At 38.4% G+C, this 24,530-nt stretch carries 23 protein-coding genes; 3 read left to right on the plus strand and 20 right to left on the minus strand.

Annotated features, from left to right (window positions below; all coding sequences use genetic code 11):
- Positions 1-15 precede the first annotated feature (15 nt).
- From POF52_RS07670 to POF52_RS07685, 4 genes are read right to left on the minus strand one after another with little or no spacing between them, the layout of a single operon-like run.
- Entirely contained in the window at positions 16-1,014 is a 999-nt protein-coding gene (locus POF52_RS07670; RefSeq protein ID WP_034653340.1) for an ABC transporter ATP-binding protein, read from the minus strand.
- Between the two features lie 4 nt (positions 1,015-1,018).
- Positions 1,019-1,957: an ABC transporter permease gene (locus POF52_RS07675; protein ID WP_013056183.1), complete on the minus strand. Its 939-nt coding sequence runs from the start codon at positions 1,955-1,957 to the stop codon at positions 1,019-1,021.
- Position 1,958: 1 nt separating this feature from the next.
- Positions 1,959-2,888, minus strand: a complete 930-nt coding sequence (locus tag POF52_RS07680; protein WP_080743093.1) for an ABC transporter permease — start codon at positions 2,886-2,888, stop codon at positions 1,959-1,961.
- A gap of 14 nt (positions 2,889-2,902) precedes the next feature.
- Positions 2,903-3,727 (minus strand): M55 family metallopeptidase, encoded by an 825-nt coding sequence (locus POF52_RS07685; protein WP_047930914.1) that lies wholly within the window; start codon positions 3,725-3,727, stop codon positions 2,903-2,905.
- A 252-nt stretch (positions 3,728-3,979) separates the two neighbouring features.
- Between POF52_RS07685 and POF52_RS07690 the strand changes: the two genes are divergently transcribed.
- The gene (locus POF52_RS07690; RefSeq protein WP_013082389.1) at positions 3,980-5,275 is read left to right on the plus strand and encodes a purine/pyrimidine permease; all 1,296 of its coding nucleotides are present in this window, start codon (positions 3,980-3,982) and stop codon (positions 5,273-5,275) included.
- 32 nt (positions 5,276-5,307) lie between these two features.
- Here POF52_RS07690 and POF52_RS07695 read toward each other — a convergent pair whose 3' ends face one another.
- The 3 genes from POF52_RS07695 to POF52_RS07705 all read right to left on the minus strand — a co-directional run bounded on the left by POF52_RS07695 (position 5,308) and on the right by POF52_RS07705 (position 11,512).
- Positions 5,308-9,513, minus strand: coding sequence for a tetratricopeptide repeat protein (locus tag POF52_RS07695; protein WP_271991585.1), 4,206 nt, complete (start codon positions 9,511-9,513; stop codon positions 5,308-5,310).
- Between the two features lie 167 nt (positions 9,514-9,680).
- The gene (locus POF52_RS07700; protein WP_013082387.1) at positions 9,681-10,922 is read right to left on the minus strand and encodes an MFS transporter; all 1,242 of its coding nucleotides are present in this window, start codon (positions 10,920-10,922) and stop codon (positions 9,681-9,683) included.
- A gap of 302 nt (positions 10,923-11,224) precedes the next feature.
- Positions 11,225-11,512, minus strand: a complete 288-nt coding sequence (locus POF52_RS07705; RefSeq protein WP_271991590.1) for a hypothetical protein — start codon at positions 11,510-11,512, stop codon at positions 11,225-11,227.
- Between the two features lie 276 nt (positions 11,513-11,788).
- Between POF52_RS07705 and cspD the strand changes: the two genes are divergently transcribed.
- The gene (gene cspD, locus POF52_RS07710) at positions 11,789-11,992 is read left to right on the plus strand and encodes a cold-shock protein CspD (protein WP_013056175.1); all 204 of its coding nucleotides are present in this window, start codon (positions 11,789-11,791) and stop codon (positions 11,990-11,992) included.
- A 59-nt stretch (positions 11,993-12,051) separates the two neighbouring features.
- Here cspD and POF52_RS07715 read toward each other — a convergent pair whose 3' ends face one another.
- Genes POF52_RS07715 through POF52_RS07725 form a run of 3 tightly spaced genes read right to left on the minus strand, consistent with a single transcriptional unit; the run spans position 12,052 to position 13,246 of the window.
- On the minus strand, positions 12,052-12,324 hold the full coding sequence (locus POF52_RS07715; RefSeq protein ID WP_271991594.1) for a DUF2564 family protein: 273 nt from the start codon (positions 12,322-12,324) through the stop codon (positions 12,052-12,054).
- A 56-nt stretch (positions 12,325-12,380) separates the two neighbouring features.
- Positions 12,381-12,563 carry a zinc-finger domain-containing protein gene (locus tag POF52_RS07720; protein WP_013056173.1) on the minus strand — a complete coding sequence of 61 codons (183 nt, stop codon included), beginning with the start codon at positions 12,561-12,563 and terminating at the stop codon, positions 12,381-12,383.
- A gap of 29 nt (positions 12,564-12,592) precedes the next feature.
- Positions 12,593-13,246, minus strand: coding sequence for a ribonuclease H family protein (locus POF52_RS07725; RefSeq protein ID WP_016763503.1), 654 nt, complete (start codon positions 13,244-13,246; stop codon positions 12,593-12,595).
- A gap of 219 nt (positions 13,247-13,465) precedes the next feature.
- Here POF52_RS07725 and POF52_RS07730 point away from each other — a divergent pair, with 219 nt between their 5' ends.
- Entirely contained in the window at positions 13,466-13,864 is a 399-nt protein-coding gene (locus POF52_RS07730; protein WP_176584012.1) for a reverse transcriptase-like protein, read from the plus strand.
- A 6-nt stretch (positions 13,865-13,870) separates the two neighbouring features.
- Here POF52_RS07730 and POF52_RS07735 read toward each other — a convergent pair whose 3' ends face one another.
- The 10 genes from POF52_RS07735 to POF52_RS07780 all read right to left on the minus strand — a co-directional run bounded on the left by POF52_RS07735 (position 13,871) and on the right by POF52_RS07780 (position 24,479).
- A complete protein-coding gene (locus POF52_RS07735; RefSeq protein WP_013082383.1) occupies positions 13,871-14,146 on the minus strand; it encodes a DUF6123 family protein in 276 nt (91 codons plus the stop codon).
- Between the two features lie 61 nt (positions 14,147-14,207).
- The gene (locus POF52_RS07740) at positions 14,208-14,669 is read right to left on the minus strand and encodes a divergent PAP2 family protein (protein ID WP_013056169.1); all 462 of its coding nucleotides are present in this window, start codon (positions 14,667-14,669) and stop codon (positions 14,208-14,210) included.
- A gap of 130 nt (positions 14,670-14,799) precedes the next feature.
- The gene (locus tag POF52_RS07745; RefSeq protein WP_013056168.1) at positions 14,800-15,114 is read right to left on the minus strand and encodes a hypothetical protein; all 315 of its coding nucleotides are present in this window, start codon (positions 15,112-15,114) and stop codon (positions 14,800-14,802) included.
- A 105-nt stretch (positions 15,115-15,219) separates the two neighbouring features.
- A complete protein-coding gene (locus POF52_RS07750) occupies positions 15,220-15,477 on the minus strand; it encodes a DUF2533 family protein (protein ID WP_013082381.1) in 258 nt (85 codons plus the stop codon).
- Positions 15,474-16,247, minus strand: a complete 774-nt coding sequence (locus POF52_RS07755; protein WP_176583830.1) for a nucleotidyltransferase domain-containing protein — start codon at positions 16,245-16,247, stop codon at positions 15,474-15,476. The genes POF52_RS07750 and POF52_RS07755 overlap by 4 nt, the downstream gene beginning before the upstream one ends.
- 5 nt (positions 16,248-16,252) lie before the next feature.
- Positions 16,253-19,870, minus strand: coding sequence for a dynamin family protein (locus tag POF52_RS07760; RefSeq protein ID WP_271991603.1), 3,618 nt, complete (start codon positions 19,868-19,870; stop codon positions 16,253-16,255).
- A 374-nt stretch (positions 19,871-20,244) separates the two neighbouring features.
- On the minus strand, positions 20,245-20,802 hold the full coding sequence (locus POF52_RS07765) for an isoprenylcysteine carboxyl methyltransferase family protein (RefSeq protein WP_013082378.1): 558 nt from the start codon (positions 20,800-20,802) through the stop codon (positions 20,245-20,247).
- A gap of 5 nt (positions 20,803-20,807) precedes the next feature.
- Complete coding sequence (locus tag POF52_RS07770) at positions 20,808-21,893, minus strand: type III polyketide synthase (RefSeq protein WP_016763497.1); 1,086 nt, start codon at positions 21,891-21,893, stop codon at positions 20,808-20,810.
- A 224-nt stretch (positions 21,894-22,117) separates the two neighbouring features.
- Complete coding sequence (locus POF52_RS07775; RefSeq protein ID WP_016763496.1) at positions 22,118-22,660, minus strand: GNAT family N-acetyltransferase; 543 nt, start codon at positions 22,658-22,660, stop codon at positions 22,118-22,120.
- Between the two features lie 394 nt (positions 22,661-23,054).
- Positions 23,055-24,479: an NAD-dependent succinate-semialdehyde dehydrogenase gene (locus tag POF52_RS07780; protein ID WP_271991610.1), complete on the minus strand. Its 1,425-nt coding sequence runs from the start codon at positions 24,477-24,479 to the stop codon at positions 23,055-23,057.
- Positions 24,480-24,530: the final 51 nt, after the last annotated feature.

Raw genomic sequence — 24,530 nt, forward strand, 5'->3', positions numbered from 1 at the left:
TATTCATCTATAAATCTAGCTTATAGTTGTTACAAATTTTTGGGCTCTCTCATCTTGAAGCCAGCAGTGCACTTGGTGACTTTCTTTCAGCTTTGTCGACGCAGGATACATGCGGTCACATACTTCCATTACGTAAGGACAGCGAGGTGCGAACGAACATCCGGATGGAGGTGCAAATAAATCGGGAGGTGATCCTGCAATAGGCACAAGTTCACTTTCGTATAAATCTAACCGAGGAACTGAACGCAGCAATCCTTTTGTATACGGATGCTGCGGCGTATAAAAGATGTCTCTTCTTGTTCCAATCTCTACAATCTTTCCTGCATACATTACGGCAACACGGTCAGCTACCTGAGCAACTACACCTAAATCATGGGTAATTAAAACAATAGAGACATCCGTTTTCTGCTGAATGTCCTTAAACAATTCTAAAATCTGCGCTTGTATCGTGACGTCAAGAGCTGTGGTAGGTTCATCAGCAATTAGCACTTCGGGATTGCATACAAGAGCCATTGCAATGACAATACGCTGTCTCATTCCCCCGCTAAATTCATGAGGATATTGCTTTAGGCGTTCTTTAGGATTTGGAATTCCGACTAGCTCCAGCGTTTCAAATGCTTTTTCTTTGGCTTTTTCTTTTGAAATGTTTTCATGTTGCATAATATTTTCTGCAATTTGCTCACCTACGCGAAGAGTTGGATTAAGCGCAGTCATGGGATCCTGAAAAATCATCGAAATATCAGCGCCTCGAATGTCTCGCATTTTTTTTTCTGATAGTTTCGTTAAATCCTGGCCTTTAAATAAAATAGATCCGCTTGTGATCCTGCCCGGAGGTGTCGGAATTAACCTCATAATACTTTGAGATGTTACGCTTTTTCCGCACCCTGACTCTCCGACAATCGCTAGTGTTTCTCCTTTATGTAAATCAAAACTAACGCCTCTTACAGCTTGAACTCGCCCTCCGTAAGTTGAAAACTGTACGTGTAAGTTTTTGATTTGGAGCATTTTTTCCATTTGCTTACCTCCTTAATTTCGGATCAAGTGCATCTTGCAGTCCGTCTCCAAGGACATTAAAAGCAAACATGGTAAGAGAAATAAAAAAAGCGGGAAAAAACAAACGCCACCAATAGCCTGATAGAATCGTTGATAAACCATCGTTTGCCATTACTCCCCAGCTGGCATAAGGAGCCTGTACACCCAGCCCTAAAAAGCTTAAAAAAGCTTCAGCAAAAATGGCAGTTGGTACGGTTAGTGTCATTTGAACGATAATCGGTCCCATCGTATTTGGAAGCAGGTTTCGCTTAATGATACGACTAGTTTTTGTTCCAAACGTTTTGGATGCAAGCACGTATTCATAGTTTTTTATTTGCAATACTTGCCCCCGTACAATTCTCGCCATCCCGATCCAACCTGTAACGGAAAGTGCCACAATAATCGTAGAAAGCCCGGGGCCCATGACTACCATTAGTAAAATCACCACTAATAAATAAGGAAGACCATATAAAATTTCAATTACGCGCATCATGACATTATCTGTTTTTCCGCCTTTGTAGCCTGAGAATCCCCCGTAAATGACACCGATGATAAAATCAATAAGCGCTGCCATCAATCCTACAAATAAAGAGATTCTAGCCCCGTACCATGTCCGGGTGTACATATCTCTGCCTAAGTCATCCGTTCCAAACCAATGACTAGCTGAAGGAGGAAGATTTTGCTCTGTAAAAGAAGCTTTCGTTACACTGTAGGGTGAAAACATAGGACCGAATATAGCCATCACAACGAGAATGACTAAAAAAAAGAGACCCAGCATGGCCAACTTATTTTTTACAAGCCTGCGCCAAGCATCATGCCAATAAGAAAGACTCGGCCTTACAACTGCTTCAGCTTCAGATTTCTTCTTTTTCTTTGGCACAAACCACTCATCAGGAATTTGCTTATACTCCTGTTTTTCCAGCACGTTATCCCTCCTTCTTATACAGTTTGATTCGTGGATCAAGTATTCCGTAAGCAATGTCTACTAAAAAAAGCATAATGATGAGAATCGAACTGTAAAAGACCGTCGTGCCCATAATTACCGGGTAGTCTCTCGTATTAATACTGTCCACAAAATATTTTCCCATGCCAGGAATAGCAAAGATTTGTTCAATAACAAATGTGCCGGTTAATACGCTGGCTGCAATCGTTCCAAGAACTGTTATAACGGGCATTAAAGCATTTCTAAGCGCATGCTTAAATACAATTTTTACTGGTGAAAGCCCTTTTGCACGCGCTGTTCGAATATAATCTTGAGTTAGTACTTCTATCATGCTTGAGCGAGTCAAACGTGCAATAATAGCCATAGGACCTGTGGCAAGAGCTAGAGTCGGAAGAATCATATGTAAAGGGCTCGTCCACGTAGCGGCAGGTAAAATTTTCAAATTAACAGAAAGCTGTTGAATTAACAACGTGGCCATAACAAAATTTGGAACCGACAATCCGATAACTGCTATGCTCATCGCCATGTAATCAATTATTCCATTCCTTCTAAGAGCAGCGATAATGCCTAGTGTAATACCGGAAGTCACCGCAAGAATTAACGTCACCATTCCAAGTTCAAATGAAACGGGAAACCCTCTTCCTAAAAGGTCGTTAACCGTTTGAGACGGCTGTTTAATGGAAGGACCAAAGTCAAAGGTAACAATGGACTTTAAATAAAGAATATATTGCACAGCTAGCGGCTCATCTAAGTGATAAAATGATTCCAGGTTTTTTTGAACTGCATCGCTTGTCGCTCGTTCTTCATTAAATGGAGATCCAGGAATCGAATGCATTAAAAAGAAGGTTAAGGTCACAATTACCCATAGCGTAACAAGCATGGATAAAAATCGTTTCAAAATATAACTTTTCACCTTTATCCCACCTTCTAACAGAATGTTGTGCGCGTCGCTAATTCAGTCATAACAAGCATGGCCTGATAAGCTTCTAAAATATCTTTTGCTTGAAACCGAACAGTCGTCGTTCCAGGCTCAATTTCTGTGCCCGGCATTAAGTGCGCCCACTCTGCTTGACCGTAATTTGCAAATTCTATTCGTAAGGTTGGATGTTTAGGTGGAAGTAAAGGTTTAACAAGGTGTCTATGTTGAATAGCTGCGGCTGTTTTTTCTTGAAGTAATTGTTCTGCTTTCTTAGGGGTTAATGTTTTGGCTGCAGAACGTGAAATGGCCTGTTTGACGATAGCAGTCGTCACGTTTGGAATAAGCTGCTGTGCTTCCAACGCCGTTTGGTCATCACCGACTACCATTAAAACTGGCACGCCGTAATAGCCTGCGACATATGCATTGAAGCCTAACTCTCCAATATTCGTATCGTCTATGTACATATTGCGAGCACCAAATATCATCGAATGAGACATGACACCAGGCATGGATGCTTTAGCATGATATCCTAGAAACATAGCACCATCAAAAGTCTGATCTAATCCCTGTACCATTGAATATGGTTTTACGCTTCCTGAAATAAGCTGAGTTTCTGGATGAAGCCGTTCAACAAGGAGATTATTCATACTCGAATGACTGTCATTTACCACAACTTCTGAGCACTGTTCTCTAAATCCTGCATAAATTACTGCATTTGCTTCATCCGTCATTATTTTGCGGCTTCTTTCATAATTTTCTTTCTGCCGCAGAACATTTGTGTGATCGACGAGTCCCGTAATTCCTTCCATATCAACCGACAGATATAGTTTCATTTGTCTTATTCCTCCTCCTTCCTTGACTGTTAGTCAGTTCATTATAAATTATTCTTATGTTTATAATTTATAATTGTAAGAAAATTATAAATTATCTTTCTTCTTTTTACAACAATATATTGAATTTTTTGACACTTTACTCATCTTCCTTTTAACAAGATATCGCTTACAAATTGGAAATCCCATGGTAAAATAATAGAGCAGCCTGTTGGTTCATTCAGCCGCTCGTCGGCATTAATTGAGGTGTTAAGAATGTTTCGAGTTTCCATTGCTTCACTACAATGGTTTTTATTTATGATTTCTAATAGTATGATTGTTCCTATTGTAATTGCTTCTCAGTTTCATTTAAACGCAGCGGATTCTATTCAATTTTTACAGCGAACGTTATTTATTTTAGCTTTATCCGGGCTCTTACAGGTATTTATAGGGCATAAATATCCCATCATGGAAGGGCCAGCTGGTGTTTGGTGGGGCGTCTTTTCTCTGTATGCGAGTCTTGGAACCGTTCTATTTGGTTCTCACTCTGAAACGCTCCGCGTGCTGCAGTTCACCCTCCTTATAAGCGGGATAATTGCTATTTTGATGAGCCTGCTTGGTCTCATTGATAAACTAGCAAAATACTTTACCCCGACAGTTACCGGTACATATTTAATTTTATTAGTGACGCAGCTCAGCGGTTCCTTTTTAAAAGGAATGTTTGGTATTACAGAAACGAATTCAGCTATTAAACTTCCTATTGCGCTGGCTTCAGCTGCGATTTTGCTGCTGACTTTTTATTTATTATCGCACCGGACGTTAAATAAGCTCAGCATTATTATTAGTATTGGTGTAGGCTGGGGAGTATTTGCAATGCTAGGGTTAGCTAAACCTATCGAGTTTCAGGCGCAGTTATTTTACATACCTAAAGTGTTTGTATTTGGAGCTCCTCGCGTTGAATGGAATATGGTTGTCACTGCTTTTTTTGTGACGCTCATTTTAATTACAAACATGCTAGCTTCTATTCGTGTTGTTGAGTCTGTTTATAAACACAAAGGAGAAAAAATTGAAAAAGACAATATTAAGCGTTCGGGGATGGTTTCGGGTATAAGTCAGCTGCTTGGAGGATTGTTTTCAGGTGTCGGTGCCGTGCCTATTTCCGGTTCCGGTGGATTTATTTCAGCTACAAATCTTTATAGCCGAGTTCCTTTTATTGTAGCATCGTGTCTTTTGCTTTTTCTGAGTATCTTTACTCCTTTAACGTCCATTATGTCCGCTCTTCCTCCTGCCGTCGGATACGCGGCAATCTTTCCTGTTTTTACAGGTATGATGGCTCTTGGAATTGGAGAATTCAAGCATGCCAAACAGCCCGAAAAAGCAATGAAAAAAGCCGGTATTGCGTTGCTGTCGGGAATAGGGGTTATGTTTTTGCCTTCTCAAGCTTTTTCAACACTGCCACCTTTAGTTACTACGTTTTTAAGCAACGGATTAGTTCTTGGCACCATTATCATTCTTGCACTGGAAATTTCCGAATCCATTTCTTTGAAAAGACAAGGTGCAAAAGAGGGATAAAAAAAAGAAGCTGAAACCCAGCTTCTTTTTTTTTACCTTCTTACCGTTAATCCTTTTAGTTCATCGTCTTCCATAGCCAGTTCATAAAATTCTCCCGTTTCATCGTGTGCTAAAACATAATCCAACTCTTCCTGAGCGGAAGCAGTTTTTCCAAGAACAGCTAGATAGCATGCCAAGTTATAGCGAATAAAAAGATCTTCGTCTCCACTTTCTACTCTGGTTATCATAAGCGAAGCTGCTGCTTCCGTTTCACCTTCTAAATGATAAGCGATACCTAAATCAGTATACATCCCTTCATACTCTTGACGCTGTTCAATCGCTTTTTGAAGAAGCTGAACAGTTTCATGATAACGTTCTGTTTTATTATACAGTTTTGCTAGTCCTGCATATATGTCAGGCTGATAAATCTCCTGTTGAAGTAATTCTTGAAAAGCTGTCTCCGATTTTTCTACCTCTTCAAGGCTACTCAAAATAAATGCTCGGTATATCTGCAAATCTATATGATACGGCTGCTGTTCAAGAAGTTTTTGAACTAAGTTTAGCGCTTCATGTGCAGCCTGTTCATTTTCATGGATATTAACGAGTATATTGGCTAAATGATAGGCAACATCAAAATCCCAGCTTTGATGCAGCGATTTTTTCAGCAAGGTGATGCTATCTTCAATTAATCCTTTCTCTTCGTAAAAAGCCGCAAATGCATGCACAGCCTCTTTATTATTCGGATCCGTTTTTATAGCCAGTTCATACAGTTCAATCGTTAAGCCAAGCAGCGTAACCGTTTTTGCTTTTGCTTTGAACTTTGCTAAGCTTCGTTTGAAGATAGATCCTTGCTGCTCTTCTACGATCGAATCGGCATACTCATTTAAAGCCTCGGCTGCGTTTTTAAATAACAAGCTTTTGCTGTGTTTTTCCATTTTTATCTTTTTTAAATCTGCCGTAAGCCCGGACAGTTTTTTTCCATTTGGAAAGCTGGACATGACCGTTTGAAATAGAGCGTAATCTTCCGGATCTTCACTTAGTAACTCTGTAAGAATTTTTCTAGCTTCTTCATATCTATGCTCCATGATGAGCCATTTCGCCTGATGATGGCGAATAGCAGGATTCTGTGGATCTAGTTCAAGCGCCTTCTCTAAATACGTTTCAGCCTGTGAAATGTCTCCTTTTAGGCGATACACATGAGCCTGGCTGTCAGCAAGCCACTGAGGCAAAACGATTTCCTCTACGCTTTTTAATACCTCTAACAGTTCTTCATACTCTTTCTCTGTTTCACAAAGTGAAGCTGCGTGCTCAACGTTTACTTCCATAGGATTCAGCTGTATCCATTGAAGCAGCCAATTCCTTTCAGCCATCCGATTTTGTTCTTCACAAGCCATTTCAGCAAGCTTCATACAAGCGGCTTCAAATGTTTTATCAAGAGTTAAGCATTTTTGAAAGGCCTCTTTTGCTTCAGCAGTGCGATTCATTGATTGATATATTTCACCTAACCGATAATATGGTAAAGCATCTTGCTTGATACGAAGCGCTTGTTGATAAAGTTTCTCACTTTTTGTTAGCTGCTTGGCTTGTTCGTATAATATGCCTAAATAGCACATGTACAAAATCTCATTAGGGTGCTCTTGATGTTCTGCGGTTAAAAACTTAATTCCACGAGTCAGTAAAGCCGTGTCTTCTAAATAACTCGTATATGCTTCTAACACTTCATCTAACGCTGTTTGAGCAAAATGAATTCCTTCTTCATAAAGAGCAAATCCAAACTCTATCGTTTGGTTGTCTAGCTCCTGTTGTTTTGCAGCATCTAAAAGCATACTGCCTGCATCCAACAGGACGTCGCTGTTCGATGAAAACTTCTGCGCAATAAGCGTGAGCGTATCAACGGCCGTTAAATGTTCACCTGTTTCTAGATACGCATAAGATAAGCCCAAATACATAAGGGCATCTTCTTCTATTTTTAAGCCTTCTTTATACAGAGCAATAGCTTCTTCGTACCTTTGATTCGCGACGTATAAATCGCCTAGTCTTCCTCGAATTGTCATGTCGCTTGGGAGATGCTTCATGCCTTCTTTGAGATAGCTTTCAGCTTCGTCTGTTTTTTCTAGTTGATATTGTAGCAAATCAGCTATCGAAAGATATGGATAAGAAACAGTCGGCAAAAGCTGTTTAGCTACTTGAAATCCCCGGTAAGCTTTACGAAACTTTTTTAAATGTTCATCACAACGGGCTCTTTCAAACCAGCTGTGCGCATCTTTTGGGTTTTCTTTTAATAACGCGTCGAAAAGATTTCTGGCTTCTGCGTATCTTTCTTTCTCCATTAAAATAAGTCCGTGATTGATTTGTGTATAAGATTCATCGCCATACATATTTAAGGAAATAGTCGAGCATTCAAAAGCCTTTTCGAGGTTTCCTTTGTACATATATGCAAGTGCTAAATAGCTCCAGTTCAAATGCTGCTCTACGTCTAATTGCAGCGAGCTGCGCAGTGCTTCAACAGCCTCATCATATTTCTCTTCATCCAGCGCAATTCTTCCTTTAAGATAGTGATAAAAAGAGCTATGCTTTTTGTTATCTATGTGGTGTAACAAAGAAGATGCTCCCTTACTGTCGTCAAGTTTAAAAAAGGCATATGCAGCGTGAAGCTTAAGATAATCATGATTGCTATATTTCTCTAACACATGGTTAATACACGTACGAATATAGGCTTCATGCTCTTTTCTATACAAATGCTTCATACTGTAAATAGCGGCAAATGGAACATGCTCATTTGCTTTTAGTAAAGAAACGAGATCATTAATGTGTGCCTCTTCATCCGCTTCAACTAGTTCGATTAAGTCATACAGCTGACGAATAAACATATCTTGCTCTTTAGAAAGTGAAGCGAGATCCGCTGCCGCTTTAGAAGCAACAATTGATAAAAAACCCGAATTAGCGTAATGCTGATCAAAATTTTTATATTCTACATACGTTGGACTTAGAAAATTAGCATCTTGTACATGAAAAAGTTCAAGTTCATCATCATAGCCAAATACAACTTGAACGTGGGAAGCTTGTTCAAATTCCAGACTGACCAAAATAGGCAGCCCTTTGTCTAATAGTTCTTTAAACTGTTCACCTGTGCCTGTAAAAAACATCGCTGCAAAGCCAAGAGATTCAAAGTAGCTCACCGCAGTTGATAATTTGGAGCCTAACCCTCCGTAAATATGCGTTCCAATCTCATCCTGTGTTTTTTCGGTATGTAAAAGCCTTAACATCATACTCATACTAGCTGGCACGCAATAATTATCTTTTTGAACAATTGGTACAATAGGAAGCTTGATTGTACTGCATTTATCGTCTGTATTCTTTCCAATTAATTTTTGATAAGGTGAATCTTTTAAGCATCGCTTGGTCGATAGCAGATGCGTAAGCTGAGATTGCTGCTGCTGTTCAAAATAAATGTCGGCGCGCAGCAGCGTAAAAAAATCTTGATAATCGTGATAGGGTAACTTTGAATCGATAAATTCAATTGTTTCAAGCAAGAGAGAATACTCTTTTAAATCTTTTAATCGCATCACTTTATCCATATATAAAGACGGAAGCTGTGGGTAGCGGGCAATAGCCTCGTTAATTTTTTCAAGCGATTGTTTATGCTTCCCTTCATACGCATATAAGTCTGCGAGCATTGCATAGCAAAAATCTCCATTCTTCTTATATGTCGTTCCTTCTTTTAAGCAGGCTTCAGCTTTCATTCTGTCGTTGAGCTGCAAATAAAAATAGCCCCATCTGTCAGCCATACCCTTTTGATTATGGGACGTTACTTGTTTCATCCACTCAGAAGCTTCATCCACTTGTTTCATTTCTAAAAGAATTCTTACCTTTAAAAAATAGATTTTCTCAAGCTGTTCCTCTTTAACTGATTCCGTATCCAGCTGAGAAATTAATAAAGAAAGTCTATCATCAGCGTCGAGTATCTTGCCTTCTCGCAGGAGATCATCACAATAAAGAGTCACCATTCGAATCGAGCCAAATCGACGATATCCATATGTCGTTAACATTCGACTTAAACGATTTAATAAAGCTTCATCACAAAAGCGGATAAGCTCGTACAGCTCTTCTTCCGTTTGTAAGTTTGCTAACCATTCTTTCACAATCCCCGTAAGGCTCTTTGGTTGAAGGCTTTGTACTTCTTCTGTTATATACGCTACAAGATCAAATATTTGATAATGATCCACCATGCTTTTTAATTTCTGATAATTTATACTCAATTCAAAACCACCTTATTCAATAAAATAAGAACTATTGCATCTGCTGTCTATAAATTGAAGTATAAGAAATTTCAAGGATTTTTTCTAGACACAATATAAATTTAAGCATATTGACGGGTCTTTAAATAGCAAAGAGCCGTCTTTTATCATAAGACAGCTCTATAAAATCACACTTCAGCTTTCTTCAGTTTTACGCCACCTTCAGGCTTTGGTTTAATCGCTTTTAAAACTAAAATGGCACCTACCGCACTAACCCCTAGAGACGTTTGGAACACAGCCATGTCCGACCACTTCATAAGCAATGTATAAAGGGGAGGCCCAGCTGCTACTCCTACAAAGCGCATCGAACTGTAAAGAGACGTAATGGTTCCTCTCTCTTCCTTTTCAATTCCTTCTGTAATAAGCGCATCAAGACTGGGAAGAGCTGCTCCAATTCCAATTCCACCAAGCACTAAAGTGAGTAAAATACTAAAAAGAGACGTATTAAAAAATAAAATGATGAAAGAACATGTTAACAATAAGAAGCCAAAAAAAGCAGACCACTTCATAACGATTTTATTGTTTCCAACTTTTTTCCCCGCCACAAAAGAAGAAATAGATAAAGCGAGCAAAGGAATAGCCATCACTAAACCTTTTTTCGTATTCACAATATGATAACGCTCCTCTAGTATGGTCGATAGGTAAAATAAAACACCGAATAATACAAGCATAATAATGGCGCCTAAAATAAAAATAGCCATAAGCCATCCAATATTTTCTTTGAGCGTTTTCTTCAAATCCTTCAAAAACTGCTTAATACTTTTCTTTTTTTGTTCAGATTCAGAAGAACTATCATTTTTCGGAACTTTTACTAAAAAGATAACCAAAAGAATCGAAATAAGGCAAAGAATAGGAATGAACCAAAAAGGAAGAAACCAAATCATAGCCGCTAAAAAAGCTCCCAGTATTGGGCTTAGTACTTTCCCAAACGTATTAGCTGTTTCAATTAAACCTAGTCCTTTTGTAATTTCTTGCTCGTCTTTGAACATATCTCCTACACAAGGCATCACAACAGGCATAGCTCCTGCTGAACCTATTCCTTGAATCGCGCGGCCAATTAAAATAACCCAGAAAGGATTGGCCATTTGCCATGAAGCCCAGCCTGTTAAAGCCCCTCCTACTGCAGCAAGCAGCAAACTTGGAATAATAATTTTCTTGCGGCCAAATCGATCTGATAAATAACCAGCAATCGGGATTAAAAAAATAGCGAAAATTGAATAGACCGTGATAATCATGGATACCTGCAGCGAGCTTATCTGTAGACGTTTTTCAATCACCGGCAATACCGGAATTAACATTGAATTTCCGAGGGTCATGATAAGTGGCACAGAAGCAAGAGCAAGTAAATCCAATTTTTTTCTACTTTCCATAGCGTCCTCCAAACCTTACTTCTAATTAACGTCACAATCACACGTTTTTCAATTTAAGCTTTATAAAACCTCTCGTGTTCATTGATTTTAAAGCTTAACTATCTCATTACATAAGATGATGTGTATCTATATTTTTTAGCTAAAAAGGTGATTGCTATTCATGGTTTCACTGTTCTTCTTTAATTTATTAAACTTTGTTATTTATCCCTGTTAATACTTGTAAAATCGCATATTTTTAATCCTATATATGAAGAAGCGTACGAGTATCTCCGTACGCTTCTTCATATATAGGTGTCACCTTGTTACACTACTTCACCTCGATGCCCCTCTCCATCATACATAAACTGTTTATCAATGATATGTTCGATATATATGGTTGTCAAATCACTTTTTTTCACTTGAGCTACAATTAATCCTAACGGATCGCCAATGGTGAAGCTTGTTCCATTTTGAAACATTAGCAGCTGCTCATTTAAATGCAATACGCGCTTATAAATTTGCTCTTTCTCTAGGTTGCTGCGGTTCTTTGCTGCTTCGAGCGTTGAAAATAACAAAATGATTTCTTTTCCATTTACTTGTGTACGATACATACACGATCCACTCCTTATCACCGCTTTAAAATTATGCTGACTATACTTTTATTATAAACTAAATTTTCAGTTATTTTTCATCTCATAAGAAATTTTTTTAGTTATAATTGTACTACGCCTACGTTAAATAAAATTTAATTTTCAGAAAAGTTAAATTTTAATGTTGAAATTTTATTTCTTCTTATTATATAATATAAACAATCATTTACCTCTATTGGAAATGATAATTCGAGTTTCAGCAGCATGATGCTGCACAGTACTAGGGGGATTCAAATTATGCAAAATGGTAAAGTAAAATGGTTCAACAATGAAAAAGGCTATGGCTTTATTGAAGTTGAAGGCGGCAGCGACGTATTTGTACATTTTTCTGCCATCCAAAGCGAAGGTTATAAATCCTTGGAAGAAGGACAAGAGGTATCTTTTGAAATTGTAGAAGGCAATAGAGGCCCGCAAGCCGCTAATGTCACTAAGCTATCATAAATAGATCTTTTTATTTTATAGTAAAAGAGACTCTTTTCCGAGTCTCTTTTTTGTTATACCTAGTGTTTGGCCTCAGTGAGCTGCTGTTCACATGTTTGAATAGACTGCATGCACTGCTGAAGAAATTGCTCGTCTACTCCTGTGCCATGAGCTTTGGCAGATTGAAGCTGTGCTTTTGCATCATTAAGCGCATTCGTTGCCTCTTCAAGCTGCTGAGGACTCATACTCATCGTAGCTGTCCCAATCATCTTTTGAGCAGATTGAATAGACACTTCTACTTGCTTTAAATCATTATATCCTGTTGTTACTTCTTCATTTGAAAACTTATCCATTGAAAGAACACCTCCATATGGATAGAATGAAGCTGCTGCCGGCAAATTATACACGCTTACTTTTTAGTCAGCAAATCTCCATACTGCTTAATTTTTTCTCCTACGGTACACTCTTTAATACAAAACGTCTGAGCGTATGTTTTGCCCTTTTCTTTATTAAACGTTTTTTTTACAAAACAATCACTACAGTAGTAATCCAATAACTCCGTTACTTCTTCTAATAATTGTTTACGTTCCACTCTCGTTCATCTCCATTTCGTTCTGTGTGTTACACTTGCTTCCTGCTAGCAATTGGTATCCCTTGAAGAGCTTGAGTAGCAAGCTGATCAGCCTCTTCATTTTCCTTCCTTGAAATAGGCTCATATACCGGCCGGATACCAAGCTCCTGCATTTTATCTTCTATTCGATCTAAGTACCGATTAAACTCTTCTTCGAAACAGGGCCACTCCCCAGCCAGCTGATTTAATACAACCTGAGAGTCACCTCTAAACGTTACCGGTATATGATGAACACCAAGTTCCTCAAGCTCTTGTATTAAATAATAAAAAGCAGCATACTCTGCCTCATTATTTGATTCAATCTCTTGCAGCCTTGAGTTGCGTCGTATTCGGTAAGAGTTGTTGTTCTGTTTAAAATAAATCACAACCCCAAGCCCCGCTAAGAGCGTATCATGCTCATAGCCTCCGTCAAAATATGCCACAATATCGTGGGGCTCTGTCTGTACTTCCTGTAAGAGCTTTTTCGCTTCTTTTACAGTCCATTTTTGCTGCTGCTCATCAAGTAGAAAAATTTCCTTCGTTCGACCTGTTTTTTCTAAATCACCCACAATCATTAGCGCCTCATTCGCATCTGTGAAATCGGATGTGAAAATTAACTGTTTATGTTTCGAGGATTTATAATGCCATTCAATTTGGAAATTCATAAGGAGCATTCCTTTCATCAGCAATTTTGAATTCAACACTTTTTCTGCTTTTTTGTATTTTATCTTCTATTATGTCTTTTCATGACAGTTTTCTTACCTAATAAGCCGATTTTAGCGTTTATACGTGCTAATATAAAATAGCTGAAGTATTTATGATACAATACTATTGATGAAAAAACATGGTTTAAGCTTATATTGTTTTAACAAGGAGGCTGTATGATGATTGAAGTTTATATAGACGGAGCCACTGCTGGCAACCCTGGTCCTTCTGGAGCTGGTATTTTAATTAAAGGAAATGGTGAACATCATCGTTACGCTATTGCTCTTGGGACAATGACGAATCATGAAGCAGAGTACCATGCACTTCTTCATGCATTAAAAATTTGTTTAGAAAAAAAGTATACGAGCGTATCTTTTCGAACGGACTCTCAGCTAGTAGACCGCGCAATGAACCAAGAATACGTTAAAAATAAAGCGTTTGCTCCTTTACTGGAAGAAGCCCTCAAATTGTCCAGTCAACTTGAGTTATTTTTTATAAAGTGGATCCCTAGCTCTCAAAATGCGGGTGCTGATCAGCTGGCCAGACAAGCCATTAATCAAAAAGAAGCAGGAATGTAATCCTGCTTAAATCATACCTGATGACTTTAAATATTGAATGGCTTGTTTTTGATTGCTAATACGATTTGATGTCAAATTCTCGAGGAGCGATACAAAAAAACTGCCGTCAAATTCTTTTTGTACTTTTAGTGTCCATTCAATTGTAAATATGACCATCTCGTCAGCTGCACGCGTATACTGCTGACCAAATGAAATAAATCCACGTGCATCTTCTGCTAAATGAAAGCCTTTTTCTTCAAGATAAAGAAGATACTCTTCAACGGTTTGAGCTGTTTTTGTCACTTTTTAGTCCCATCCTTTTGCAAAGGTTCTTCTTTATCTTAGCTTACTTTTGGCTATTTGACTATGATTTCCCTTCTAAAAAATAGCCAATCGCTCCAAGTGCTACTCCTAAAATGGCTCCGCCAATCACTTCTTCAGGCTGATGCCCAAGCATTTCTTTCAAGCGCTGTTCCGTCAAATCGTGAAAGCCTCCGTCTGGAAGACCCGCAAGCTTTTCAATTTCTTCATCTAACGTATTCACTTTAATAGTAATTTCGCCAGTCTGCCTTCGAATTCCTTGTGCATCGTACATCACAATAATTCCAAAAACAGATGCTAACGCAAAATCAATCGTAGAAACACCTCTTTTTAACGCTACATAGGTCGCTAAAGAAGATACGCCGGCTGAATGAGAGCTTGGCATTCCACCCGACGCAGCAATCATCCGCATATCCCATTTTCCTGTTTGATACTTTTTAATGGGGATTTTTAAGGCTTGGGCTAAACCGATTGATGAAAGAGCAATGACAATTCCTTTATTCATATTGCTTCACCTCATCTATAGTTTGCGATGGATTGACATCTCGTACCCAAGCAAATATTGCCCAACAAAAAACGCCGGGCTAATCTGCTGACAGAGCAGACTAATCCCGGCGCTTTTGGAAACAGTTGTGTTATTTTTTACGTTTTTTTTGTGCAGCATTATTCATTTTGGCAGATTCAACTTCAGCATAGGAGCCGAATTCTTGGCCATATTGATTATTTGCACTTTTATTAGCTTCTAACTTCTTGTTAACAGAATTGTTTTGGTTTTGTTGCACGTTGAACTCAGACGCAAACTCCCCAGCATAAGTGTCATTTGCACTTTTTGCACGCTTTGCTTTTTGAGCCTGATTTGCTTTAAACTCAGAAGAGAACTCTTGGTTATAATTATGCTTTGCATTGTTATTCGCTTGCGCATTTTTATTACCTAATTTTTGACGACCCATCGCTATCTCCTCCTATTTGTACCTCGTTGGTACACTATTAGTATGGATCAAGCGACACGTCATATCCTGTTCAAATTAAGGTAAAAACACCAGAGCTTAGCACGTTTATATTCTTGCTACGTACTCTTTAACCATTTCTTCTGTCACTACTTTACGGCCTGGAATGATGGTATATTTTTGAGACAGCTCATTAATTTCTGCTGTTACAGCATTAATACCGTCTACAGAAAAGGGTTTCCCTTCTTTACAAAGAAGCACAGCTGCTTCAATAGCTTGCTCGCGTCGAGCTTCTAAGCTTGCAAAAGCACGTACTAATTCGTGTTGTTTTTTAGAATGGGCTGAAATTTCTTTATGTACACTCATGTTCGTTCCTCCATTATATTATGCTGAGTTAGTAAAAATAAGTTAATGTCCTCATAACTGATTTGCTTTTCCGGTAATTCTTTTACGCTTTTTTCTATCGCTGCAGCTTCTTTCTTAATGCTGTCCAAAAAGTTTTTCATCTTTTCATTAAAAGCAACTTTCCCGCTTATCTTGCACTGTACAAATTGCTCAATGATGGATTGCTGCCTATCGTCGAGATTTGCCTGCTTACATAAATCGGCAAATAAAATGACAGGGAAACTGCGCTGCTTTACTACTACTTTCAGTGATAAAAATGCACGAATCAGTTGAAGCATCACTTTTATATCCTCTATTGTAACAGAAGATGTCAGATTTCTTTTACTATTTATCGTTAAAATTTTAAAATAATGATACCCCAATGCTTTTAAGGAATATGATTGAGCCATCATTTGCCGCAGTGGCTCAACAAACGATGGCTTCTGATAATAAACAAAAGGCGACCATAGCCACTCATAAAGCGAAGGGTTTGATTTTGTAAACAAATAAATGGTTTTATACAAATCCCACCCTTGCATATCATAATTGCCTTCTGCTACATTAATGACCTCTTGAGGTCTATTGAGATGAAGATAGCGTGATGCTTTATACTTGTATATAAAGCGGACGTCAAAATCACTCGCTAACGTGTCGAGTCCGTAAGCACGGCTGCCTGATTCACATGCAAACAAAATTTCCACATTATATTCTTTTTCAATTTCCTGTAAACGTTTATTTATGTGTGTAGACATAAAAATTAATGACCCTTTCTTTCCTCCAATACATGTTCTAGGACCGTCATTGTACTTACCAATTCTTGAATTGGAAATTCTTCAGACACGGCCGCTTGCAGCTGTTTGTAATAATCATACCATTCTTCAGATACAGACTGTTTATGCGCTAGAACGTACTGATTCACTAAATGGGTATAGTGTGAATGAAGAGCGGCTTCTTCTTTCGCAATGTAGTGATTAATATCCGGCTTAATACGTTCGAGTAAAGCAGCGTGAAGCTTTACTTTCTCATTTTTTTCAAAAAAGCTTTTATTGTTTTTATACAGTGAAAGCTCTTTTTGATACGATTCATTCTCATCAAATTGATGACTTGTCACAACTTCACTGCCATTTGGAGGCTCTAACGAGTTCAACGTTGGAGTAAACGTCGGTTCATAGCGCTGTAGCTTTGTAATGATCATTCGATGCCAGTCTTCGATTAATTTTACGATGTATTTTTCGATTCGCAAAGTGGTCGCACGCACTTCTTGCGTTGCGTCGAAGGAAATAGACGTTAACAACTCCTGCAAACAAAGGCGCAGCTGCTTTTGCTTTTCACCTCGATCATCCCTTAAGTTTGCCGGACTGAAGGCTTCTTTAAAGAAGTCATCGTACCTTACAAACAGACGTTTTTTTACATAAAATAAGAGCTCTTCTAATTCTCGGTCAAACTGCTGTTGTTCATATTCAAAATGAATTTCATGCAGTTTTGCTGCTACCTGCTCATTTTTTATGTGAAGAGATTGAATGTATCGCTTTTTATCCACTTCTGATTTTGTTTGCACCTGTTTCATTTCATTGGAAACTGCTAAAATTTGTTCGAAATCTGCATAGACACTTTGGATAGCAAGCTCTGGTAATTCATAATTTATGAAGCGGTAAAACGCATTTTTGAATGGCAGAAACATTTTATCCTCGTGGTTTTGCAAAGCCTGCAAGCTTGATACCGGGTATAAGCGCGGAAAACGTATACCATACTGTTCAAGCTGTTCTTTTACATAGGTCTGAACTAACTGCAGCTCTGTATCCGAGCTGGCTAGGTCCGCTGCATTTACTAAGAAAAACATTTTATCAAGCGCAAATACATCTTTTACACGGCCAAGCTGAATAAGAAATTCGCGGTCAGCTTTTGAAAACGCATGATTATAATACGTTACAAATAAAATGGCATCTGCATTTTTGATATACTCAAACGCTACTCCAGTGTGTCTCGCATTGATTGAATCAGCTCCGGGTGTATCAACGAGTGTAATGCCTAAGCGAGTAAATTCACAGTCATAATACAGGTTAATAAATTGAACAAAACACGCTTTTTCTTCTTTAGCTACATAATCATGAAATCCTTCTGTATCCACCACTACTTCTGAACCGATATGCTGCTTGACTTCGCCGTAGCCTTTTTCTACTGCCTGTAAAAACGACAAATGCAGCTGCAGCTCTTCTGTTGCCTGCAGAGTTGGAATAATTGTTAACGCTTCGTCAATTGATTCTACTTCATGGTGAAACAGCTTAAGTGCACCATTCAAATCTTGGATCATCTGCTCGTTTGTTTTCATTTGCACAACAGCTGTTTTATGCGGCCGTTTTTCTGTTGGAGGCATAATTTTATTGATAGTTGCTGTTGTTGGGTTCGGAGATACTGGAAGTAATCTTTCTCCAATCAACGCATTAGCAAAAGATGACTTACCGGCACTGAATGCTCCGAATAAAGCTACAGTAAACGTTTGATTTGATAGCTTTTTACGCTTTTCTTGAAGCCTGGTAATAAAGCGGTCTAACTTTCCAAATGAACGGAGCTGTTCGAGAACAGCTGATACATCTTGAAGAACCTTTTCCGTTCCTGTTTCATGCACAGCTTCCTCAGGCTGTGAAACTAACTGCTGCTCACTCACAGCTTCTTGCTTTTCTTCAGCTTTCATGATGCCCGTTTCATATTCTTCTTGTAACATATATGACAACTCGTTTGTATCTTCTGCCGTTAGGTCGTCATCAGTTTGCTGTAAAGATTGAAGCAAAGCTTTTGTACGTGCCAATTTTGATTTCATTTCCTGAAGAGATGTATACGCTTCTTCAAATACTTCACATTCCTGCAAGTGTTGATAAATTTTTTTACGCTTTACTTCATCTTGCTCGATTTTGCTCTGTTCAATTTGCGCATAAAGCTCGTATAATAATCGCGTCGCTTTTTTCTTAATATGATCGGCTACATCTTTTGCGTACGTTAAAACATAATCACCATTAATCGTAGCTCCTGCCTTTACCGTTTCAATTAAATCATGCGGCTCTAACGGAATTTCAAACTGCTGAACCTGGCGTATAAGATCCGGATCGGTAAGATTTTGATTTTTCACCAGCTCTTGCACATATTGCTGCAAGTGCCACTGCAGCTGAGAAGCTGCTCGTTCTTTCATATCATCAAAAAATAACGTCAGCCGCTCTTTTTTTACTTCCTCGGTCTTTTTCTTAGCAAATAAAAGACCTACTTTAAAATCAGGCTTTGTCGTTTCTAAAAACAGCCTAGCTTTTTCTCTCATTTCATATGGTGTTAAATTGGCGTTGCTTAGTATCTTACCTGTTTCTTGTTGGTACGTTTCTGCTAGCTGCTTTTCAGCACGCCTTATTTCCGCTTCTTTTTCGAGAAGCTGCTCTTTTTGATGCTTATTCATTTCCTGATTCTCAAGCGTCAGCTTACGGCGCAGCTCGTCATGAATCGTTAACTTTTCTTCTTCTTGGTCTTCAATAAAGGCAAGGTGATCGTCAATTAACATTTGCATCGCATGTTGAATATGCTGATGCCGGTTTTCTTTTTCCGTCATCATAGCAAGTAATAGAGATTTTACGTACGAAAGGTCATTATGACGGTTGGTTGGCTCTTTTAACGACGTATAGAAGATTCCTTCTGGTCTCACATTCCACTTTAAAAATGACGTTCCTACAGATTCTTTAAATGCTTGGAATGTTAGCTGATCTTCTTGGTGTTTATCGATTTGATTTACAATTAAATAAAGCGTTTTATTAGCTTCTTGCAACTGTTTTGCAAATTGAAGATTTAATTCTGCCTGCACATGATTATAATCCATCACGTAGAAAATAACGTCCGCTAAGTGAAGAGCTGACTCGGTCGATACACGATGTGCATCATCTGTTGAATCAATTCCTGGTGTGTCCATCACCACAACATTTTTAGGAATAGCATCTGTATCTATCGATAAATGAATGGACTCTACTTCATCTCCATCCACAGCAAACTGCTTAATTTGCTCATACTCATAAGGTGCTTCATAACGCACCGGCGACTGTTTGCGATAATAAACGGTTGCATGCTCATTCCCTGCTTTTACTGATACTAAGTTTGCGCTTGTTGGAATAGGACTTGCAGGCAAAATTGCTTGCCCCATTAATTCGTTAATCATGCTCGATTTTCCAGCCGAAAAATGTCCGCAAAATGCTACAACAAATTCGCCGTTCACCCACTTTTTTAACAGCTGTATTGCTTTTGCTGCCTGCTGTTCATCTCCAGCTGCTTGAAATTGCTTATGTAAATGAAAAAGAGATGCTTCCAATCGGAGATTTTCTTGATGTTTCACACTCACTTTACCCATTATTACTCTACCCCTTTTGCCTCATTCAAGACTGTATTTAAATGTGCTCTATCCATCTTCATTTCTGCTTATTCTTTCTCTATTTTACTTGATTCGCATGCGTTTTCCCATAAAAAACTGAATTTTTAGTTACAAAAACAATAAAAAAAGCTGTCAATAATTTGACAGCTTTTTTTATTCATCGCATGTATGTTACGCCTTCTGGGCTTTTTCAATATTTTTCATTACATACGTTGTGACGCCAACATATGTAGCAAGTGCTCCGATCACAAAAAGACTAACCATTACGTCCACCACCGTTTCTACTTGATGAAATTGATAATCTTTATCATTTGTTTCATCTTATCATGAAAGATAATCATTTTCAATTAGTTTTAAGATTTTTTTACAGGAAAGAAACGTCCCCTGTTTTGCATCACTTCGCCGTAATTTGTTTCATTCGTTAACGCTTGCTCTTCTAAGGGAATTCTGACGGCTAATATACACAAATTGAAAACAGAAAAAATAGCTAACGTCCAGTATGCCTGAAACATAAGCGGAACTAACACCAATTCTGCCGCTACTACTGTATAGTTAGGGTGCTTCATAAAACGATAAGGACCTCTTAGCACAACCTTCGCATTAGGCAAAACGATAATTTTTGTATTCCAATACTTTCCTAACGAAGAAATAGCCCATATTCTTGCAAGTTGTACAAGCACAAAAAAGCTAAACAACAAAAAAGAAAAGTGATACATTCCATCGTTTAACACGTACACTTCCGTAAAAAGAGCAGCAAAAAAAGCGGCATGCATGCTTACCATCCATTTGTAGTGACTTTGACCAGCTTCGTATGCTCCCTGCTTCTTCATCCAAGCTTCATTTCTTTTGGCAATAACCAATTCACATAGACGCTGTAAGATAATAAATACAAAAAAGCTATAAAAAAACAATCGCTTTACCTCCACTCTAATAGAAGCATTTCAGAACTAAATCCAGGGCCAAGAGCTGTTAATAAACCGTATTCTTTACTTGAAATTTCTTTCTTCATAAAGCGGTCTAGCACATACAAAACGGTTGCCGAAGACATGTTTCCATGGTTTTTAAGTACATCTAGGGAATCAGCAATCATATTTTCGTTTAACGACAGCGTTGATACATATGCTTCAAGCACTTTTTTCCCTCCAGGATGAGCAACAAAATGCTTCAAATCGCGACTGGTCAAATGCTGAGTTTGTAAAAATGACTCAACTTCTCCGCCTAACCACGAATCGATAATCGTGGGAATATCTTTTGAAAAGACAACAAATAGTCCATCATTTTTAATCTCCCACCCCATTACATCTTCTGAATTGGGCATGAGCGTCGATTGTGTATGTAAAATGTTAGGATAGCTTTTTGCAAGGGCAAAAGTGGTATCAGCTTCGTCACCTGCGACTAAAGCAGCCGCTACTCCATCTGCAAATAAAGACGTACCAATTAAGTTGCTTTTTGAACGATCATTTCGCTGAAAAGTTAAACTGCAAAGCTCAATGGATAAAACAAGGACTTTGGCACGCGGAAAGGCTTTGCAATACTCATAAGCTCTTGAAAGCCCAGACGCTCCTCCAGCACACCCTAATCCCCAAATAGGAATTCTTTTTGTATGGTCTGAGAACGCAAGCTTATTCATAATTCGCGCTTCAATGCTAGGCGTAGCTAAACCGCTTGTTGAAACATAAAAAACAGCCTCAATTTCTCCACACGGCAAAGGAGTACTTACATAGTTCTTATTTGTTAAGCAGTCTTCAATCGCTTTTGTACCTAATTCAACAGCAGATTCTATAAAAGCATCATTTTTTTCTTCAAATGTATGATCTTCTTGAAACCAAGATAAGTCTTTGGCAAAATTACGTTTCTCAATTTGACCATTTTGAAAAACGGTCAGCAGCCGATTAATATCTTTAAATGATTCGGAAAAAAGTTCTTTTGCAAATAGCAGCGTGTCTTGCTGAGTTAATTCATAAGGGGGAACTCCAAATCCAACTGAGATAATCTTTGGCATACACTTCACCTCTTTGATTGCGTTACATTTAACATTTGTAATAGCTGGGGATTTATTCAATTCTTTTTTAGTGGAATGGAGGCGAAACATAAAAAAACTTTCCTGTAACTCAGGAAAGTCTACGTTTTGAAGAAGTGTATGTTTGTTGTGCACTTTTATTATAGCGCAAATAATCTGAATGTACAGATACAATTTATGGATTGACGAAAATAAGTGCTTATTTTTTATGAAAAGAAAATGGACATATAGATTTCATCTACATATTCATTGTTGAAATAAGCTTGTTCTTTCATAACGCCTTCTTGTTCAAATCCTACCTTTCTATACAATTCGTATGCCACTTTATTCGAAGCAAACACAGTTAAAGAAAGTTTATGAAGATTATTTTCTTTGCACCAGTTTAGCGTATAATTCATAAATTGTTTTCCTATTCCCATTCCCTGTGCTTTTGAAATAAGCCATGTACGGAAGAGCCCCGTGTGGCGCTTCATTTTAATTTCGCCTCTAAGAACACGTGCAATTCCAAGTACTTCACCTTCGACTTCAGCTACAACGTACATGTGATTGTTCTTTTCTACTGATGCAATAAAATCTTGCTCTTCTTGGACTGTGCGCGGCTCATCTTTTTGAATAAATTCCCCGGCTTCAATAATTTCTCTTACCGCTGTTGTAATATGCTCTGCATCGCTTGCCTGTGCAGGGCGAATAGTGACTTCACGTCCGTCTTTTGCTTTAAATTTCACTATGTTTTTCTCTGCTGTAATCATCTATATCAACTCCTATATTTTTCACCATGCAGTACTACTATTTTGGTTCTAGCGTGGGTAATTTATCAGTGGTAAAGTTCTGCTTTTTATTTCATCTAACAAGCAATCATGTGCATTTGTTGTATTACCCACGCTTTAAACAAAGCTAAACCATTTTTGAAATACTTATTCTTGCACAGACATCCTAGAAATGCAATTAATTGCGTTAAAGAACTATTATTCCAAATTTTCTTTACAAAAGTGCATAAAAAAGAGGCTGAGACACAACGAAACACATGAAAGCTACGTCCATCTTCACAACAGAAAAATACGAACTAACAACCAATAATTTTGATTATTAGTTGCTAGTTCGTGTTTCACTTCGACTAAAATATTTTTGTCCCTCTACTTTTGATTAAAGTCCCATTGAGATATATTTTACTTCTAAATAATCGTCAATGCCGTAATGACTTCCTTCGCGTCCAAGACCACTTTCTTTAAAGCCGCCGAATGGCGCTTGAGCTGCAGACGGAGAGCCATCATTTACTCCTACAATGCCGTATTCTAACTCTTCAGATACAAACGTTGCTTCTTTAATGTTTTCTGTAAATACGTAAGCGGCTAAACCATAAGGGCTATTGTTTGCTCGTTCTACAGCTTCTTCTACTGTTTTGAATGTTGCTACAGGTGCCAATGGTCCAAACGTTTCTTCAAACATGCAATTCATGTCATCAGTTACATTTGTAATAATTGTCGGCTCCATAAAGAAACCGTTTTTAGTTGTTATAGCTTGTCCGCCAACCACAACTTTAGCTCCTTTACTTTTTGCATCTGCAATTTGTGCTTTTACTTTCTCAACCGCTTTGTCGTTAATTAACGGTCCAACTTGTGTACCTTCTTCTAATCCATTTCCTACTGTTAATTGCGCTGCTTTTGCTGCAAATTTTTCAACAAAAGCATCTGCAATGGATTCTTGTACATATACGCGGTTTGTGCAGATGCACGTTTGACCTGCGTTGACAAACTTAGAAGCAATTACGCCGTTTACAGCAGCGTCTAAATCTGCATTTTCTGTTACGATAAACGGTGCGTGACCGCCTAATTCCAGCGATAATTTTTTCACAGTATCCGCAGCACCGCGCATTAAATGTTTACCAACCACTGTTGAACCAGTAAATGTTAATTTGCGAATGCGTCCGTCTTTTTGCCATGTGTCACCAATAGCTGCTGCATCTCCCGTAACAACATTGATCACACCTTTTGGAACTCCCGCTTCTTCTGCGAGCTCTACTAAACGATATGCTGTAAATGGTGTTTCTTCAGATGGTTTTAGAACAATTGTACATCCTGCTGCAAGAGCTGGGGCCACTTTACGCGTAATCATTGCTGCAGGGAAGTTCCATGGTGTAATAGCTGCTACAACGCCGACAGGCTGTTTTTTAACCGTAATGCGTTTATGCGTATGATGAGCTGGAATCGTTTCACCGTATACACGCTTTCCTTCTTCAGCAAACCAAGCAATATAATCATTGCCATACTGCACTTCACCTTTTGCTTCTGCCAATGGTTTGCCTTGTTCCGTTGTCATAATTTCTGCTAGTTCATCTTTATGATTTTCAATTAGTTGATGCCATCTCATTAAAATAGCACTGCGCTCTTGAGCGGTTCTTTTCGACCATGTTTTAAAAGCTGCAGCCGCTGCATCAGCGGCAAGTGCTGCTTCCTTTGCGCCTGCCTTTGGAATTTGTCCTATTACTTCTTTTGTTGCTGGATTAATCACATCAATTTTCTCTTCTGTTGTTGTCCATTCACCGTTAATATAAAGTTTGTTTGGATACATCGTTCATCCTCCCAGTTGTGTGAATTTCTTTGTGCTGTGTTAACTACACTA

The organism is Priestia sp. AB, from assembly GCF_028369225.1.
GTDB classification, from domain to species: domain Bacteria; phylum Bacillota; class Bacilli; order Bacillales; family Bacillaceae_H; genus Priestia; species Priestia megaterium.

Coding starts and splice junctions, on each gene's coding strand:
- POF52_RS07670 (WP_034653340.1), bottom strand. CDS start 1,014: ATGGAAAAAATGCTCCAAATCAAAAACTTACACGTACAGTTTTCAACT.
- POF52_RS07685 (WP_047930914.1), bottom strand. CDS start 3,727: ATGAAACTATATCTGTCGGTTGATATGGAAGGAATTACGGGACTCGTC.
- POF52_RS07690 (WP_013082389.1), top strand. CDS start 3,980: ATGTTTCGAGTTTCCATTGCTTCACTACAATGGTTTTTATTTATGATT.
- POF52_RS07700 (WP_013082387.1), bottom strand. CDS start 10,922: ATGGAAAGTAGAAAAAAATTGGATTTACTTGCTCTTGCTTCTGTGCCA.
- POF52_RS07705 (WP_271991590.1), bottom strand. CDS start 11,512: ATGTATCGTACACAAGTAAATGGAAAAGAAATCATTTTGTTATTTTCA.
- cspD (WP_013056175.1), top strand. CDS start 11,789: ATGCAAAATGGTAAAGTAAAATGGTTCAACAATGAAAAAGGCTATGGC.
- POF52_RS07715 (WP_271991594.1), bottom strand. CDS start 12,324: ATGGATAAGTTTTCAAATGAAGAAGTAACAACAGGATATAATGATTTA.
- POF52_RS07725 (WP_016763503.1), bottom strand. CDS start 13,246: ATGAATTTCCAAATTGAATGGCATTATAAATCCTCGAAACATAAACAG.
- POF52_RS07730 (WP_176584012.1), top strand. CDS start 13,466: ATGATTGAAGTTTATATAGACGGAGCCACTGCTGGCAACCCTGGTCCT.
- POF52_RS07740 (WP_013056169.1), bottom strand. CDS start 14,669: ATGAATAAAGGAATTGTCATTGCTCTTTCATCAATCGGTTTAGCCCAA.
- POF52_RS07745 (WP_013056168.1), bottom strand. CDS start 15,114: ATGGGTCGTCAAAAATTAGGTAATAAAAATGCGCAAGCGAATAACAAT.
- POF52_RS07750 (WP_013082381.1), bottom strand. CDS start 15,477: ATGAGTGTACATAAAGAAATTTCAGCCCATTCTAAAAAACAACACGAA.
- POF52_RS07755 (WP_176583830.1), bottom strand. CDS start 16,247: ATGTCTACACACATAAATAAACGTTTACAGGAAATTGAAAAAGAATAT.
- POF52_RS07760 (WP_271991603.1), bottom strand. CDS start 19,870: ATGGGTAAAGTGAGTGTGAAACATCAAGAAAATCTCCGATTGGAAGCA.
- POF52_RS07770 (WP_016763497.1), bottom strand. CDS start 21,893: ATGCCAAAGATTATCTCAGTTGGATTTGGAGTTCCCCCTTATGAATTA.
- POF52_RS07775 (WP_016763496.1), bottom strand. CDS start 22,660: ATGATTACAGCAGAGAAAAACATAGTGAAATTTAAAGCAAAAGACGGA.
- POF52_RS07780 (WP_271991610.1), bottom strand. CDS start 24,479: ATGTATCCAAACAAACTTTATATTAACGGTGAATGGACAACAACAGAA.